We start from the raw sequence: 14,849 nt of genomic DNA, 5'->3' as shown, positions 1-14,849 counted from the left end.
GGCCGCGACGGGCGGTCCTGTGGGCTTCGTGTCATGACGGGTTCGCGCGGGCGGTCCGTCGGGTAGCCGTCGCACCACCCGGGGTGGTATCAACGGCCGCATGAGGGTTGTGGCGCAGCAGTGGGTCTCGGTCGATGGATACGCGGCCGGGCCGCGCGGGGAACAGGACATCTTCGCCGCGGTTCGGCCTGGCGCCGACGCGGCGAGCCAGCGATGGAACGACCGGCTGCTCGACGAGGTGGACTCGGTCCTGCTGGGGCGTCGGTCCTACGGAGCCTTCTCGCAGTTCTGGCCCACCTCGGACGAACCCATCGCCGAGCGGGTGAACCGGATCGACAAGGTGGTGTTCTCCCGGACACTCGACGCCGCGCCCTGGGGCACGTACGAGCCGGCGACGATCGTGGCGGATGCGGTGTCCCACGTTCGGGAGCGCCGACGTGACGGTGACGACGCGACACTGCTGCTGTGGGGCTCCCTCGCCGTCATGCACGGCCTGATGGCGGCCCGGGAGCTCGATGAGTTCGACCTGTTCGTCGCCCCGGTGGCACTGGGGTCGGGTACGCCGCTCGTCCCCGAGGGCATGACGCTCCAGTTGACCCAGGTCGGCCAGGAGATCTGGGACGGTGCCGCTCACCTGCGCTACACCATCGACCGCTGAGGCGACGACGAACGCTCCCGTCAACCTGAACGCATTCCCGACCGCCGTCGACGGCCGGCTCACCCCGACCAACCGCTGACCGCCCCGACCGGTCGTACCCGGGGTGCCTCCAACCTCGATGTGGTCCCGGTCGCCCAAGCGGTCTTGGGTCCGAACCGGACCCGCCGGTCCTTGGCGCCCTTGCCGTGGAAGTGCACCGACTCGGTGTTCAGGTCGACGTCGGCCACCAACAGGTTGCCGACCTCGGACAGGCGGGCGCCGGTGTTGCAGTACAGACGGATAAGCGCCTCGTCGCGCAGGTTCGTGAAGCCCTTGCCCCTGCAGGCGTCGAGGAGCTTGCCGGTGTCCTCGTCGCTCATGACCGGGATCAGCTTGCGGAGTGTCTTCGGCTGCCGTACCCGCTCCATCGGCGTCCGGTCGATGGCCTGCTCGTCGACCAGGAGCCACTTGAAGAACTGCTGCAGTCCCTTGTGCTTGTTCAGGGCGGTCGACGCGGACCTGGTAGCGATCATCCAGGCCTGGAACGCCTCCACGTGCCCCCTGGTCACCGCGCACGGATCGTCGGCCGCCTCGTCGGCGTCGGGATCCGGGGAGCACTCCCCCAGATACCGGCCGAGCTGCGCGGCAGCGAGGAGGTAGTTGTAGCGGGTCGTCTCCGGATAGTTCCCGGCGCGCAGTGACCGGTCCCAGTCCCGCAGGTATCCGGCCCAGGTCCGGGACAGTCCGACGGTGAGTTTTTGAAGATCGAGTTGTGGCATGGCAACCTGCCCGAGTCAAGGAGTCCAACAGCGGCGTGCTAGACCAGGCATCCATGCCAAGCAATGAAAAGAGGGCCCTCACAAGTCTCTGACCTGCGAGAACCCTCACGCTGTCGGGACGGCCGGATTCGAACCGACGACCCCTTATTACCAACCGTAGCCACTCCGAACTCGTCATTACTTGCCACAGGTGGACACTGAGCTGCACAGACGGCAGGGGCAACCGGTCACGTCCACGGTGGTGGTGTATGAGCTGACGGCCACCGGTTGATCCTGGGATGAGCTTATGCGGTGGTCAGTGCGGGTTTGGGTTGCGGCACGGCGTCGGGTTGTTGGTCTTCGGGGGTTTCCTGGCGGGCTTTGGTGAGGAGTTCTGAGTTCCCCCCGCTTTGATGGAGCGGTGGTTACCTGCTGCCGGCTGGCGCAGGGGTGGCGATAGGTGGCTCGGTTCGGTTGTGTTGGCGGGTGTGCCAGACGGTTTCGTACTCGTCGGGACTGAGGTAGCCCAGTTCCTTCTGGATGCGGTGGGTGTTGTACCAGCCGTCGATGTAGGCGAAGATCGCGTTCTCGGCCTCGTCGCGGGTCCGCCAGGAGGTGCGGTAGACGAGTTCGATCTTCAGCGTGGACCAGAAGTTCTCCATGAGCGCGTTGTCGAACGAGTCGCCGACGGATCCCATCGACGGCAGGATCCCGTTGTCCTGTAAGCGTTCCGCGAAGCGGAAGGACGTGTAGTTCGAGCCCCTGTCGCTGTGATGTATGAGCTGGCCGTCGCGGACGTCGCGGGACCAGATGCCGTATTCGAGGGCGGCGAGGATCAGGTCGGTGTCGCAGCGGTCGGAGGTCTTCCACCCGACGATCCGGCGGGAGAAGGCGTCGCGGACCGCGGCCAGCCAGAACACGCCCTCGCCGCACGGGATACGGGTGGCGTCGGCGACCCACAGCCGGTTCGGCCCGGCAGCGGTGAACCGCCGGTTGACCAGGTCCGGCGCCGGTGTCGCCCGAGGGTCCTGCCGGGTGGAGCCGCCGCGCCAGCCCCGGCGCAGGAACGCGCCCTGCCAACCCTGGTCGGCCATCAGCCGCTCCACCCGCTTGCGGCCCACGCGGATCCCGTCACGGTGTAGCTGCCGATGCACCCGGTCCGCGCCGTAGGTATGCCCGGACGCGGTCCAGATCTCGTGGATGTTGGAGATCAGGCCCAGGTCGACCATGTCGCGGTCGCATGGCTGTTCGACCTGCTTGACCCACGCGTAGTACGTCGAGGCACCGATGTTCAGGACCCGTAGCAGGAGCGCGACCGCGAACTGGTCACGATGTTCATCAATGAACGTCATGACCGTCGCCGGGTCGGGTCGAGCTCCGCCGCGAAATACGCGCTCGCCGCCTTCAGGATCTCGTTCGCCCGCCGCAGCTCGGCCACTTCGTCACGAAGCCGGCGGTTCTCCTCAACCATCTCGCTGGTGGGCCGGTCGTGCCGCTCACCCGCGTCGGCCTCGGCCTGCCGGATCCAGTTCCGCAACGCCTCAGGATGCACGCCGAGCTGCTCGGCCAAACGCCGGATCACCGGCTTCGGGTCCGACTCGCGATACAAGCGCACAGCCCGCTGACGCAGCTCGTCGGGGTACTTCTTCGGTGCTACCACGAACGACTTCCTCCCCACGGCCATCAGACCATGATCAAGAGGCTCCATGGAAGCGGGGGTGGCTCATTCGGGCCCGATGTAGCGGCGTTGTTCGGTCCATTCGTCGGTCTGTTCGGCCAGGACGGCTCCGACGAGGCGGATGACGGCGGCTCTGTTGGGGAAGATCCCGACGACGTCGGTGCGGCGTCGGATTTCCTTGTTCAGCCGTTCCTGTGGGTTGTTGGACCAGATCTGGCGCCAGATCTCGTGTGGGAAGTTGGTGAAGGCGAGTAGGTCCTCGCGGGCCTGGTCGAGGTGTTCGGCGGCGGTGGGGTACTTGGCGTTGATGGTGTCGACGACGCGGGCGTACTGGGCGCGGACCTCGCCAGGGTCGGGCTGGTCGAAGATGGTGCGGACCATGGTCGCCACCCATGGTTGGGCGCTTTTGGGGACCTTGGTGAGCAGGTTGCGTAGGTAGTGGGTGCGGCAGCGTTGCCAGGACGCGCCGGGTAGGGCGGAGCCGATCGCGTCGACGAGGCCGCGGTGGGCGTCGGAGATGACCAGGCGGACGCCTTTGAGGCCGCGGGCGGTCAGGCCGCGGAGGAACGCGATCCAGCCGGCGCCGTCCTCGCTGGCGCACACGTCGAGGCCGAGGACCTCGCGGTGGCCGTCGGCGTTGACGCCGACCGCTACCAGGCAGGCGACGTTGACCGTGCGGCCGTCCTCGCGGACCTTCATCGTCAGCGCGTCCAACGCCACGAACGTGTAGTGGGCGGAGTCCAGGGGCCGGCTTCGGAACGCCTCGACCTGGGCGTCGAGGTGCTGCGCCATCTGTGACACCTGCGACTTCGACAACCTGGTGACGCCGAGCTGCTCGGCGAGTTTCTCGACCCTGCGGGTCGACACCCCGAGCAGGTACGAGGTGGCCACGACCGTCACCAGGGCCTGCTCGGCGCGGCGTCGGTGTTCCAGCAGCCAGTCCGGGAAGTACGAGCCGTGACGCAGTTTCGGCACCGCCAGCTCGACCGTTCCGGCCCGGGTGTCCCACTGTCGGGCCCGGTAGCCGTTACGCGAGTTCGTCCGCTCCGGGCTGCGCTGGCCGTAGTCGGCCCCGCAGACCGCGTCGGCGTCGGCGGACATCAACGCGTTCGCGAACGCGGTCACCATCGCCGCCAACACGTCCGGGCCACCCTCGGCCAGTTGCTGGCGTAGCAGGTCGGCAGGGTTCACACTCTCTAATGCGGTCATCGGTGCGGTCTCCTTCAAGATCTTGGTCGGTCTCTGAAGGATCAATCCGATGGCCGTTCATCTCGTTACGGGCGAGTCAAGGACCCGACCGTCGTACACCACTCCCGTGGACGTGACCTGATCCGGATAGCTGCCCGTGCCACCGTGCGGCTTCCGGACGTCGCCGCCGGGTGCCGAATCTTCGCAGCTCAACGGAGCCCGACCAGGTGGTCGGATCCGGTCCAGACCACGTCTCGAACAGACGGCCCGGACTCCACCCGGGCCACCGCAGCTTTCCCGCGCCCCCAGCCGCCATGATCCATCGGCTTGGGTAGACGTACGTTCGTGGCGGGCCGGAGTGAGGGTCTTGAGAAACGACACCGGCCTGCGGCCCGCACCGGCGTCCTTCCCCTCCAATCTGCCCTCGCAGTCGAAGCGTCAGCTTCGTAGACCCGTCACGCTTCTGCGCTTGCATTAACGAAGCCTGCTTCGTAATGTGAAGTCATGGGCAGGGATTACGGTCAGTTCTGTGGGCTCGCCAAGGCGAGCAGCGTGCTTGGTGAGCGGTGGTCGCTGTTGATCGTGCGGGATCTGAGTGTGGCGCCGTGCCGCTTCAAGGATCTGCATGAGGGGCTGCCGGGAATTCCGACCAGCGTACTGACGGCCAGGTTGCGTGATCTTCAGGCGGCCGGGGTGGTGACGCGGGTGGCCGGTGAGCGGCCCGGCGGTGGCGTGCTCTACACGCTTACGCCGCACGGTCACGCGTTGGAGCCCATCCTTGATGCGCTCGGCAGGTGGGGAGCGGAAACGATGACCGTTCCGGAACCCGACGACGTGATCACCGACATGTCCCTGGCTGCCGCGCTACGTGCCGGATATCGGCCAGGCGTCACGGACACCGCCACAAGCTACGTGGTTCACACGGGCCCTGCCACCGCGTGGGCTGACACGACGCCGGATTCGGTCACGGTCGGCGCAGGGGTGCCTGGCTTCGTGGCCGATCTGACGATCCGTAGCGGCCCCGAGTTGCGTGCCCTGCTCGCAGGCAACCTCGCACCTGCTGCCGCGCTCACGGGCGGCGCGATCCAGATCGAAGGACCGCCCGAAGCGTTCGAGCGCTTCGCCCGCACCTTCCACGTCCCTCTGGCGGAGCCCGCCGAAACCCCATGACCGACAGGCTCAGTCCCTGACCGCGAGCGAGGAGAGGGCACCGTGACCACCACAGCATCTGAATTCACCGTCAGCCTGCCCATCGCGGACAGGCAGCGGGCGGCAGACTTCTATCGGGAGGCGTTCGGGTTCGAGCCGGTGGGCACCCCGACCGAGGATGGGCTGCCCGAGCCCCTGCAGTACCGACTCGCCGGTCGGACGCTGCTGGCGCTCATTCCTTCCGACGGTCTCGACTGGGTGCTCGGGAGCCGTCAGCTCGCGCCGGTCGCGGTGAGCGAGTGCCTGCTCGGCTTGACGTTGGATACGGCGCACAACGTAGACGCGCTCGTCGACCGGGTGCGGCACACGGGCGGCGAGGTCATCACCGCCCCTGAGCAGCAGGAGTGGGGCTACACCGCGATCTGCGCCGATCCCGACGGCCACGCCTGGCAGATCACCGCCGAGAGGGAGGGGCCACTGTGACCATGCAGGCCTCCGACAGCGCTCGTGCGGGCCCGCGGGAATGGATCGGCCTCGCTGTCCTGGCCCTGCCGACGCTGCTCCTGTCCATCGACATGACCGTGTTGTACCTGGCCCTGCCCGAACTGAGCGCGGACCTCGCGCCCACCAGTACCCAACAGCTGTGGATCCTGGACATCTACGCCTTCATGATCGGCGGATTCCTGGTCACGATGGGCGCCCTCGGTGACCGCATCGGTCGGCGCAGGCTGCTCCTCATCGGAGCAGTGGTCTTCGGCGTCGCCTCCGTGGTCGCGGCCTACTCGGTCAGTGCCGAAATGCTCATCGCAACCCGTGCCCTCCTCGGGCTCGCGGGAGCCACTCTGATGCCGTCCACGCTCGCCCTCATCCGGAACATGTTCGCGGACCCGCAGCAGCGCGCCGCGGCCATCGGCATCTGGATGATGTGCTTCATGAGCGGCATGGCGATCGGGCCGCTGGTCGGCGGCGTCGTCCTCCAGTACTTCTGGTGGGGCGCCGCGTTTCTCATCGGAGTTCCCGTCATGGTGCTCCTGGTAGTCACCGCACCGTTCCTGCTGCCGGAGTACCGGGCCCCGAACACGGGCCGGCTGGACCTGTTGAGCGCCGTCATGCTTCTGGTCACCATCCTGCCGATCATCTATGCCCTCAAGGAGTTCGCCTCCGACGGGCTGGGGGCGCTTTCCGTCCTGGCTCTGGTGTTCGGCCTTGGCATCGGCGCGCTGTTCATCGTTCGACAGCGGGGGCTTGCCGCCCCCCTGCTGGACATGGCGCTCTTCAAGGATCGGACCCTCAGCACGGCCCTGGGCAGCATGTTGTTCGGCGTGATGGCCATGAGCGCGGTCATGCTGTTCGTGACACAGTACTTCCAGATGATCCAGGGGCTTTCGCCCCTCCAGGCCGGCCTGTGGCTGCTTCCTTCGGTCGCGGGCATGATGGTCGGGTTCCTGGTGGCTCCCGCCTTGGCGGCCAAGATTCGCCCCGGCACCGTGATCGGCGGCGGGCTCGGACTCAGCGTGCTCGGGTTCGGGACGCTCACGCAGATCGACGCGAGTTCGGGGCTCACCCTGCTGGTCATCGGGCAGGTCGTCCTGGGGATGGGCATCAGTCCACTCCTCGCCCTGGGAACCGACCTGGTCGTGAGCTCGGCTCCCGCGGAGAAAGCAGGCTCCGCCGCAGCGATGTCAGAGACAGCCGGAGAGTTGGGCGGCGCGCTGGGCGTGGCCACGCTCGGCAGCGTCGGCATGGCCGTGTACCGGAGCCAGATGGCCGACGCCGTCCCCGCGGACATCCCCGCCGCTGCGGCCGACAGCGCCAGAGAGACCCTGGCCGGTGCGATAGCCGCAGCACAGCAGTTCCCGTCCGATGCCCAAGCGCTGCTCGTCCCGGCGCAGGCGGCGTTCGCTCAAGGGATGAACGTGGCCGCAGCCGTCAGCGCCGCGCTGCTGGGCGTGGTCGCGGTACTGAGCACGGTCCTGATGCGACACATCCGCCCGATCGGCGAGGAACCGGACCAGGGAACCGAGTGGGTCGAGGAGAGCGCCACCGATCATCCCACCCGGGGCAACAGAGGCACCGTCTTCCAGAGCTAACGATCTTGTGCGCAGTAGCGAGGGCTGAGGACTGACTGGCGTGACGTCACCAGGTGATCATGCGGTCGGACACGAGTCCGGCGACGGCGTTCATGGTCTCGGGTAGTAGTTCGCGGCGTCCGGTGAAGCGCTGCAGCTGGCGCCACCACTTCAGTTCGGCGATGGCGTGTTCGACCGGTATCCGTCGTGAGGACTGGCGTCTGCGTTCGGCTTCCCAGGCGATCTGTCGCGCTTCGGCCGCTCCGGGCCGCAGTTTCAGCGGCGGTGCGACCACCTGCGCCGGATTGGTTTTGTCAGGCCCTGGTAGCCGGTGTCGACCAGGACCTTCACCTGCGGGTAGGCGTCGAGCAGGACGTCAATGCCCTCCATGCGGGCGGCGGTGGCGTCGTGCACCCGCGCACCCCTGCCAGTTGACCACCGTGTCGTCAGCCGAAGAAGCGTGCAGCCTGTTGACGGATCTTGTCCAGGCGCTTCGAGACGGCGCTGTGGTTGTGGTACCCCATGATGTCCGCGACCTCGGTCAGCTTGGTCACGCCGCTGCTGAGCAGGACGACTACCGTACGGTCGCGCTCGTCGAGCAGTGCCAGGAAGTCGCCGCACAGCATTCGACCGACGACCTCCGTCTCCGGCCCGTGAACTGGGATGGTGTCGGTCAGCTCGACGAACCGGACTTTCACCTTCGAGCGCTTGCTGTACAGCTTGCGCTCAAAGTCCTCGCGGGCGCCGGTCCACCGGGACGAGAAGTCGTCCTCGCAGCGGTGCGAACGTACAGCGTCGAGGATGCCGCGCAGCCGGCCGTCGGCGTCAGCGGCCTCGACCGTCCAGCGCACGACATCCGTAGCTTCCTCTTCGCCCCGCCACACGTCTCCACCCATACGGGGATTCGCCGCCACGGTTCCCTCCAGCACGGAACCGTCCTGCAGGTGCACGGGGCTGGGGGTGATGCCCTTGTCCACCTCCGGGAAGTCTCGCAGGATGTCCTGGATCACCTCGGTCACCGGTGGGATCCAGAAGTCGAGATTGTGCGCGAGCAGCCGGATCGGATCGTCCTTCGTAAACCCGCTGATCGGGGACTTGTATTGCGGCATGAGGTGTCTCCATACGGCGCCGGCCCAGGCCCGCGACAGCCGGGTCTCGAAGTCAGCCGGAAGGTACGCGTCGATGTCGGTCAGCTGGGCCGAGAACGGCCAGTCCCCGCAACGCAACAACGGGAAGCCGTGTCGCTGTAGTGCGGACTTCGGGAGCAGGTGGAACAGCGGGGCGTACTCGTAGTACCTCGAACGGGTACGCGGGACGAAGACCACGTTCAGGTCGCCGCGGTCGGCGACCTTGTACAGGGGCGCCGGAAGGGTTTCCTCGTCGAAGAAGCGTCGGCGGAACTGCGCGGACTCCCACAAGCTGTTCCACTGCGACACCGCAACAGTCGACCTCGGATCCTCTAGGCGGACGGGTAGCGGGACGGTCACGTACTCCGGAGGTGCGGGATCCTGTGCCCGGACCACGGCGCGGTACATGAACCCGGTGGAGATGTTCGTCAGCCGCGGGTACTCGTCGGGCGACGCGTCCTCGTGAGTCGGGTCCAGCAGTTCGTCAAGCGGATCGTCGAAGTCGGTGCTCATGATCTCATCCGTCATGGTGGTGTTGGCCGCTGTCATGCCCTCCTCACGACAAGCCGCCGTCGTTTCGTTCCCTGACGTCGCATCGATTTTCCACATCGTCTCCGCACCTCCCCGACCGACGCCGCATCCGGGTCGGCGACAGGCCGCCTCAGCCGCTAACTACTAGTTGTGCTTTAGCTTGCTCCCGCCGGGTGGCCCTTGTCGGCAGCGGCCCGTAGCCCGTCAACAAGCGGGTCCGCGACGGGCGTCTGGTTGCCGGCGACGGCGCGCAGTTCGTCGACGAGGGCGTCGAGTGTGGGCACCTGGTCGTGGCGCTCGTACGGCACCGGTTCGCCGTCGCCGCAGTACGTGCAGAACTCGCCTGGTGGCCACTCCCCCGGCGCTGGCCGGCGGGTCACGATCCGGCAGACGTCGCACACCAGCAGGTGCTCCTGGTCGTGCTCGCCGGCGAGCTGTTCGACGCTGGTCGTGCGCCGGGCCCGCCGCGACAGCCGCGCGTACGCCGCCGCCGCGGCGGCGTCCCGGTCGGCCTGGTAGCCGTCCAGTAGATCGGCCTGGAGCTGCTCGCGGGTCCGACCGAGCGGGGTGCCGAGCAGGTCGACGTCGATGCGTGACAACAACCGGTGTCGCAGCAGCCGGGTCGCGGCCACGCACAGCCGGGGCTGGTCGCCCTGTGCGTCGACGGCGGTCAGCAGCGCGTCGACCTGGCGGGCCCACTCGCGGGCGTGCCGGTCGGTCAGCAGCCGCCGCAGCCGGTCGCCGGCGACGTCGTCGCGGTCGGTCCACCAGGCGAGCAGGATCTCGGCGAGTTCGGGCTCGTCGACGAGCCGGCCGGGGTCGGAGCCGGCGAGGAACTCGAGCATCGCGGCGGCGGCCGGCGCCGCCAGGAGCCGGCCGACGTCGTCGACGTCGACGGCGCGCAGCTCGTCGACGAGCCGGTCCCGGTCGGCGGCGGCGTCGGCTTCGGCCAGCCAGTGTCGGGCGCGGGCCTGCGCCTCGATCCGCTCGGCCAGCAGTTCGGGCAGCGACACCAGCGTCGCCTCCTCCTGCGGCAGCATCCAGACGACGTCGCCCGCAGCCGTGTCCGGGTCGCGGACCAGGCCGCACGCGGCGACGACGAGGGCCTCGGCGGCCGCGATGTCCCGGCCGGCCTGACCGCCGTACACCACGTTCCCCCGACGGCTCGCGGCGAGCATCTTGCCGGCCGCCGCGACGAACGTCGCCGCCCGGGACGCGGTGGTGGTCAGCAGCAGCAGCGGCGGGCAGTTCGGCCACACGCCGTCCCACGCCCGATCGGCGGCGTACGCCAGATACCGGCCGACCTTCTCCCGCAGCAACACCTGGGTCATGCTGGCGAGGTCGACCTCGATGAACACCGCGGCGGTGCCGACCACGCCGGCGTGGTCGACGTCGACCAGGGCGACCGCGTCCGGCGTGATCCGACGCCGCCGGCTGCCATACCCGTGGCGGGCGTTCCACTCCTGCCAGCCCGGCCCGGTCCACCCACCAGTCCCGCAGCACCAGCCCGGCCGCCGGCCCCTCGTCGCGCAGCGCCAGCCACACCTGCGCGATCGCCGCCTGATGCGCGACGAACATGCCGGACGGCGCCCGACCCTGCCCGGCCGCCGTCCCCGCGACCAGGCGGGCACCGGTCGGTCGCAGCCACCAGTGCCGCGGCGCCGAGCCCGACTCCCGGCCCGGCCGCACCGCGTCGACCAGGCCCGCCTCCCGCAGCCGCTCCAGCCGATACCTGGCCGTGCGGACCGGGGCGCCGGTCGCCCGGGCCAACTGGTCGGTGGTCATCACCCGGTACGTGTCCAGCAGGACCAGCAGGTCGTGCGACGGGCCGCCCGAGGTACGCAGCCGCTCGACGAGCGACCTGGTGCTCCTGCCCGCCATCGGCTCTCGACCTCCCACAGCACGCCTATGGCGCCACCACCGGTGACACAGACTGTGTCAGTCGCCTGCCGGCAGACAGGTTGGACGGTGGCCCTGTGCTGGGCTAACACGCTGTCACGGGTTGCCGATCGGGTCCACACCAATCGGCAACCAACAACCGCGACGGCGACACCCTACAGCGACCTGTCAGCAGCGGACCGCGTCTGTCAGACGAGCTCGATGAGGTCGCCCAGAAGGGGATCGACTACCGGATCAAGCTCTACGAGCAGGACACGGAGCCGTCCGCCGAGGCGTGCAAGATCGGATACGACCCCCCTCGAATCCGGAGGTGCCGGCCGACACCGACGGGACGGCACCAAGCCAGGCGTGGCGTGCCCAGGTGGAGGAGGCGTACGTCAAGAGCTGCATGACCGGCGAACTCAAGCCGAGGCCGGACGTGGACGGCATCGACGCGGTCACTGCGGTGCCCGTTGCGCCGCCGTCTACTGCCACCGCCCCAACCTCTCCGGCGGTCTCACCGGCTGCCTGACCGGCCGAGGTCCACAGCCCGCAGGGGGTCAGGTCCAACCTGACCCCCTGCGGGCTGTCCTGTGGGTACAGCCGGCGGACCTGTAAACCCATAAGACGTGTGAACCCTGCCCACCAGGCCATCGACGGACGCCGTGGCCTGGTCGGGCTGGTCGGTGCTACTCGGCGAGGAATCGGCCGGAGTGTAGGCGGGCGAGCGGTCGAGCCGGGCACCGCCGTGGTCGGCGAACACCCGCGCCGCGTACGCCGGCGACCTGCAGTCGGCGAGCATACCTTTGACATACACTATCGCCAATACAAAAACGGCGCCTTATTACACGCGCAATATGGATTGATGCTCGACAGCGCGGGATGATGGACTCCGACCAGCCCGCTCCAGTCACATTGCTATTCACGGGGGAATGGAGGCACTGGGGTCGACTCGTTGCACTGATGCCCAATCTGCTGGCCCGCCTTCCTCTGGCTGGGCCTAATTCTTCGCGACTCCACTCGTGGATGCCGCGATATTTGACGTTGCCGTCAGGTGCTGGGCTGTTATCACACTGGAGCGGTGCTCGCGCTTGACGAAATCGTATCGAAAGGATCAGAAATGCGCCTATTTCGCACCAGCCTGGGCCGGCTGACCGCGCGCTCCGCCGCGGTCTTGGTCCTAGCGCTCGGGACGATGACTCTCAGCGCCGCACCCTCTTACGCCAACACTAGCGTCGGGGTCGGCCAGACCCTGATGACCGCCGGACCCGCCGACGCGCGGGAGGCCAGCCAGAAGCTGGTCTCGGGACTGGAGGACTTCAACGCCACCTTCACCGAGGATTCGTCGGCCGCCGGCGCGGCGGCTGTCTCTCAGGTCCGCGACGAGGTGGCCGCCGGCCGCCTCACGGTCCACCTTCCGGCCGGGGCCACGATCGCCGGCGCGGACGCGAAGGTCTGGCTGAGCAAGACCGGCGAGCGGTCGATCTTCCTGCCCTACGTCGGCTCGCTCGTCAAGCCCAGCGGACTAACCGTTGTGTTCGATGCGAAGGGCGCTGTGGCCGGGACCCTGGAGGCCGTTTACCAGGAAAAGAGCGCAACCTCTGGCACCGTTGCCGTCTGGCTCAACGGCGAACTGAAGGCCAATGTTCTCATTGACGCCACCGGCGCGACCACGCCGGCCCACAGCCCTGCCCCCAGCGCAAACAATCCGATCACCATTCAGAGCTGGTGGGACGACTTCCAGTACTGCCTGTCCAACATCATGGCCGTACCGGGCTGGGCCATTACCGGCATCGGTATCGCCTGCGGCATCGGTTGCGCCATCTCTGCCGGGGCAGGCTGCCTCGTCTGCCTCACCGGTGCTGCCGGCGCCTACGGCTTCGCCGTCAGCTACTGCATCGGCTGGGCGAGTTCCTGATCCCCTGAGCTGACCGGAATCGACGGCTCCCCGCGAACACCTCGGCGGCCGCCCTGCGCAGGCAGGGCGGCCGCCGACAGCTGCGCCACTGATCACCAGAAGGCTTGCGGGTTCTTCGCACGGAATGTAGTTTCCAGATGGAAAGTATTTTCCGTCTGGAGGTCGATGTGAACGACAAGGACACCGCGGCGGACGCAGCGGACAAGCTGGCCGAGACTCAGAAGCGTCTTCACCTGGGAGCGACGGCGGCCCGACTGCGGTTGCCGTTGTGGTACCTCGTGCTCACCTGCGCCCTGGCGACCGCCTTCGGCGCGGGCAACGACATTCCCCTGTCGACCTGGAACGCAGGATGGTTCCTGCGTCAACTCGTCATGTTCGGTTCACTGGCGACCTGGATCGTCTTTAGTCGAATCGCCTGGCGGAGAGGCAGGCCGCTGCCCGCTGGTTTCGGCCCCCGCATCGCCGTCGTCGCCTTCGCCAGCGTCGCCGTCCTCTATGTACTCGCTACGCTACTTGGGCTCTGGCTCCAGGCATCGGCAATCCCACTTCCGTTCACGCTTGCCGGAATGGCGTTTGGGCTCGTCGCCGTCGTGGCCGCCCATCTGACGACTGGCCGCGTCGCTGCGATCTATCAGAAGCGCGTCGCGGAGGGGCGCTGGTGAGCCAGGCGGCGGGGGAGCTCAACCCCATCATTCACACCACAACCCGGCTATCGATCATGGCGGTCCTTGCATCTGCCACCGAACTGGAGTTCGGCACCGCGCGGGATGCCAGCGGACTGAGTGATTCCGTGCTCTCAAAGCAAGCCGCAGCACTCGAGTCCGCTGGCTACGTCGCAATACGCAAAGGTCACATCGGCCGCCGTCCGCGGACGTGGCTGTCACTCACCAAGGCAGGGCGTAGGGCTCTCCGCTCCCACGTCGCAGCGCTGCAACACCTTGTAGCCCTCGCCACCACCGACCCCAACCCTCGCCCACCCGGACCTGACACATCCGCCACGCCGTAGGTAGGTAGCCGGCGCGATCATCGGCAGAGTCTGCCGCATCCACTCCGAGCGACGGCGACACTACTTTCGACGGCTGGTGCGACTGGTCCCATCAGCTGAGGTATCCGGCGAGGGTGTAGGCCGGGGCGCGGTCGAGTCGGGCGCCGCCGTGGTCGTAGCGGCGGGTGGTGCGGGCGTCGGCGTGGCCGAGTTGATCCTGGATGTCCTCCAGGCGGGCGCCGGCGTCGCGGGCGAGGGTGGCGCAGGTATGGCGCAGCACGTGCGGGCTGATCACGACGGGGATCTCGGCGGTCTTGGCCAGCCGGCGCAGCAGCCGCCAGACGGCGCCGCGGTCCAGGCGTCGGCCGCTGTCGGTGACGACCAGCGGCCGCCGTTCCCGGGCGCCGGCACCGCCGACGGGCACCGGTAGCCGGTCGCCGGCCAGGTCCGCCCGGCCGGCGAGGTAGGCGTCGAGGCGACGGGTCACCGGTGGCGGCAGCACGACCAGGTGCGGGTCGTCGCCCTTGGCGGTGAACCGGAGCACCCGGTGGCCACCGTCGTGGCCGAGCTGGTCGACGTCGGCGCCGACCAACTCGCTCACGCGGATGCCGGTGTACAGCAGCAGCCCGACGATCGCGGCGGTCCGGGCTGCCTGCGGGCCGGTGTCGGCGTCGGCAGTGCCCTGCAGCGCCATCGCCTGCTCACGGGACAGGCCGGAGGTGGTGGTGCGGTGCGGGTTGACCCGGGGCTTGCACTTGGGGTCGATCGCGGCCGGGTTGGCCCGGTCGGACAACTCTTCGCGATCATCCAGGCGTAGATCGCCGATACGGCGGCCAGGCGGGGGGGCCGGGTGGCGGTCGCTGCGATGGCGGGCCTCGGTCAGCGGGTCTACGCCGGCGTCGGCGAGGAACGCCAGCCCAACCCCGCTCGT

At 68.3% G+C, this 14,849-nt stretch carries 15 protein-coding genes and 2 pseudogenes; 7 read left to right on the top strand and 10 right to left on the bottom strand.

Annotation, left to right across the window (positions count from 1 at the left end; genetic code table 11):
- The first annotated feature begins 100 nt into the window (after positions 1–100).
- Positions 101–658: a dihydrofolate reductase family protein gene (locus tag Prubr_RS24575; protein WP_212817243.1), complete on the top strand. Its 558-nt coding sequence runs from the start codon at positions 101–103 to the stop codon at positions 656–658.
- A gap of 59 nt (positions 659–717) precedes the next feature.
- Here Prubr_RS24575 and Prubr_RS24570 read toward each other — a convergent pair whose 3' ends face one another.
- From Prubr_RS24570 to Prubr_RS24555, 4 genes and pseudogenes are all read right to left on the bottom strand, one after another.
- Entirely contained in the window at positions 718–1,416 is a 699-nt protein-coding gene (locus Prubr_RS24570; RefSeq protein ID WP_246567581.1) for a tyrosine-type recombinase/integrase, read from the bottom strand.
- A 404-nt stretch (positions 1,417–1,820) separates the two neighbouring features.
- Positions 1,821–2,747 (bottom strand): IS3 family transposase, encoded by a 927-nt coding sequence (locus Prubr_RS24565; RefSeq protein ID WP_212817241.1) that lies wholly within the window; start codon positions 2,745–2,747, stop codon positions 1,821–1,823.
- Positions 2,744–3,079 carry a transposase gene (locus Prubr_RS24560; RefSeq protein ID WP_212816619.1) on the bottom strand — a complete coding sequence of 112 codons (336 nt, stop codon included), beginning with the start codon at positions 3,077–3,079 and terminating at the stop codon, positions 2,744–2,746. The genes Prubr_RS24565 and Prubr_RS24560 overlap by 4 nt, the downstream gene beginning before the upstream one ends.
- Positions 3,080–3,121: 42 nt before the next feature.
- Positions 3,122–4,282 (bottom strand): annotated as a pseudogene (locus Prubr_RS24555) (IS256 family transposase); the annotation flags it as partial.
- Positions 4,283–4,765: 483 nt separating this feature from the next.
- Between Prubr_RS24555 and Prubr_RS24550 the strand changes: the two are divergent.
- The 3 genes from Prubr_RS24550 to Prubr_RS24540 are packed head-to-tail and all read left to right on the top strand — an operon-like array spanning position 4,766 to position 7,500.
- On the top strand, positions 4,766–5,431 hold the full coding sequence (locus tag Prubr_RS24550; protein ID WP_212817237.1) for a winged helix-turn-helix transcriptional regulator: 666 nt from the start codon (positions 4,766–4,768) through the stop codon (positions 5,429–5,431).
- A 42-nt stretch (positions 5,432–5,473) separates the two neighbouring features.
- Entirely contained in the window at positions 5,474–5,893 is a 420-nt protein-coding gene (locus Prubr_RS24545) for a VOC family protein (RefSeq protein WP_212817235.1), read from the top strand.
- 2 nt (positions 5,894–5,895) lie between these two features.
- Complete coding sequence (locus Prubr_RS24540) at positions 5,896–7,500, top strand: MFS transporter (RefSeq protein ID WP_212828472.1); 1,605 nt, start codon at positions 5,896–5,898, stop codon at positions 7,498–7,500.
- 46 nt (positions 7,501–7,546) lie between these two features.
- Here Prubr_RS24540 and Prubr_RS24535 read toward each other — a convergent pair whose 3' ends face one another.
- From Prubr_RS24535 to Prubr_RS38290, 5 genes and pseudogenes are all read right to left on the bottom strand, one after another.
- Positions 7,547–7,774, bottom strand: a complete 228-nt coding sequence (locus Prubr_RS24535) for a hypothetical protein (RefSeq protein WP_212817233.1) — start codon at positions 7,772–7,774, stop codon at positions 7,547–7,549.
- Positions 7,756–7,893 (bottom strand): hypothetical protein, encoded by a 138-nt coding sequence (locus Prubr_RS24530; RefSeq protein WP_212817231.1) that lies wholly within the window; start codon positions 7,891–7,893, stop codon positions 7,756–7,758. The genes Prubr_RS24535 and Prubr_RS24530 overlap by 19 nt, the downstream gene beginning before the upstream one ends.
- 32 nt (positions 7,894–7,925) lie before the next feature.
- On the bottom strand, positions 7,926–9,215 hold the full coding sequence (locus Prubr_RS24525) for a sigma-70 family RNA polymerase sigma factor (RefSeq protein ID WP_212817229.1): 1,290 nt from the start codon (positions 9,213–9,215) through the stop codon (positions 7,926–7,928).
- A 77-nt stretch (positions 9,216–9,292) separates the two neighbouring features.
- Positions 9,293–10,702 carry a replication-relaxation family protein gene (locus Prubr_RS24520; protein WP_425518064.1) on the bottom strand — a complete coding sequence of 470 codons (1,410 nt, stop codon included), beginning with the start codon at positions 10,700–10,702 and terminating at the stop codon, positions 9,293–9,295.
- A pseudogene (locus Prubr_RS38290) lies at positions 10,638–11,018 on the bottom strand (replication-relaxation family protein); the annotation flags it as partial. The pseudogene Prubr_RS38290 and the gene Prubr_RS24520, both read right to left, overlap by 65 nt.
- A gap of 1,078 nt (positions 11,019–12,096) precedes the next feature.
- Here Prubr_RS38290 and Prubr_RS24510 point away from each other — a divergent pair.
- From Prubr_RS24510 to Prubr_RS24500, 3 genes are all read left to right on the top strand, one after another.
- Positions 12,097–12,933, top strand: a complete 837-nt coding sequence (locus tag Prubr_RS24510; protein ID WP_212817226.1) for a hypothetical protein — start codon at positions 12,097–12,099, stop codon at positions 12,931–12,933.
- 137 nt (positions 12,934–13,070) lie between these two features.
- On the top strand, positions 13,071–13,595 hold the full coding sequence (locus Prubr_RS24505) for a hypothetical protein (protein ID WP_212817224.1): 525 nt from the start codon (positions 13,071–13,073) through the stop codon (positions 13,593–13,595).
- A 56-nt stretch (positions 13,596–13,651) separates the two neighbouring features.
- Positions 13,652–13,939, top strand: a complete 288-nt coding sequence (locus Prubr_RS24500; protein ID WP_212828471.1) for a winged helix-turn-helix domain-containing protein — start codon at positions 13,652–13,654, stop codon at positions 13,937–13,939.
- Positions 13,940–14,030: 91 nt separating this feature from the next.
- On the opposite strand, the gene Prubr_RS24495 is transcribed toward Prubr_RS24500, so the two are convergent.
- Positions 14,031–14,711 carry a tyrosine-type recombinase/integrase gene (locus tag Prubr_RS24495; protein ID WP_212817222.1) on the bottom strand — a complete coding sequence of 227 codons (681 nt, stop codon included), beginning with the start codon at positions 14,709–14,711 and terminating at the stop codon, positions 14,031–14,033.
- Between the last annotated feature and the right edge of the window lie 138 nt (positions 14,712–14,849).

The organism is Polymorphospora rubra, assembly GCF_018324255.1.
In the GTDB taxonomy this organism is placed as follows: domain Bacteria; phylum Actinomycetota; class Actinomycetes; order Mycobacteriales; family Micromonosporaceae; genus Polymorphospora; species Polymorphospora rubra.
Note: the sequence above shows the minus strand (reverse complement) of the source record. Positions and strands in the feature narration are given on the sequence as shown.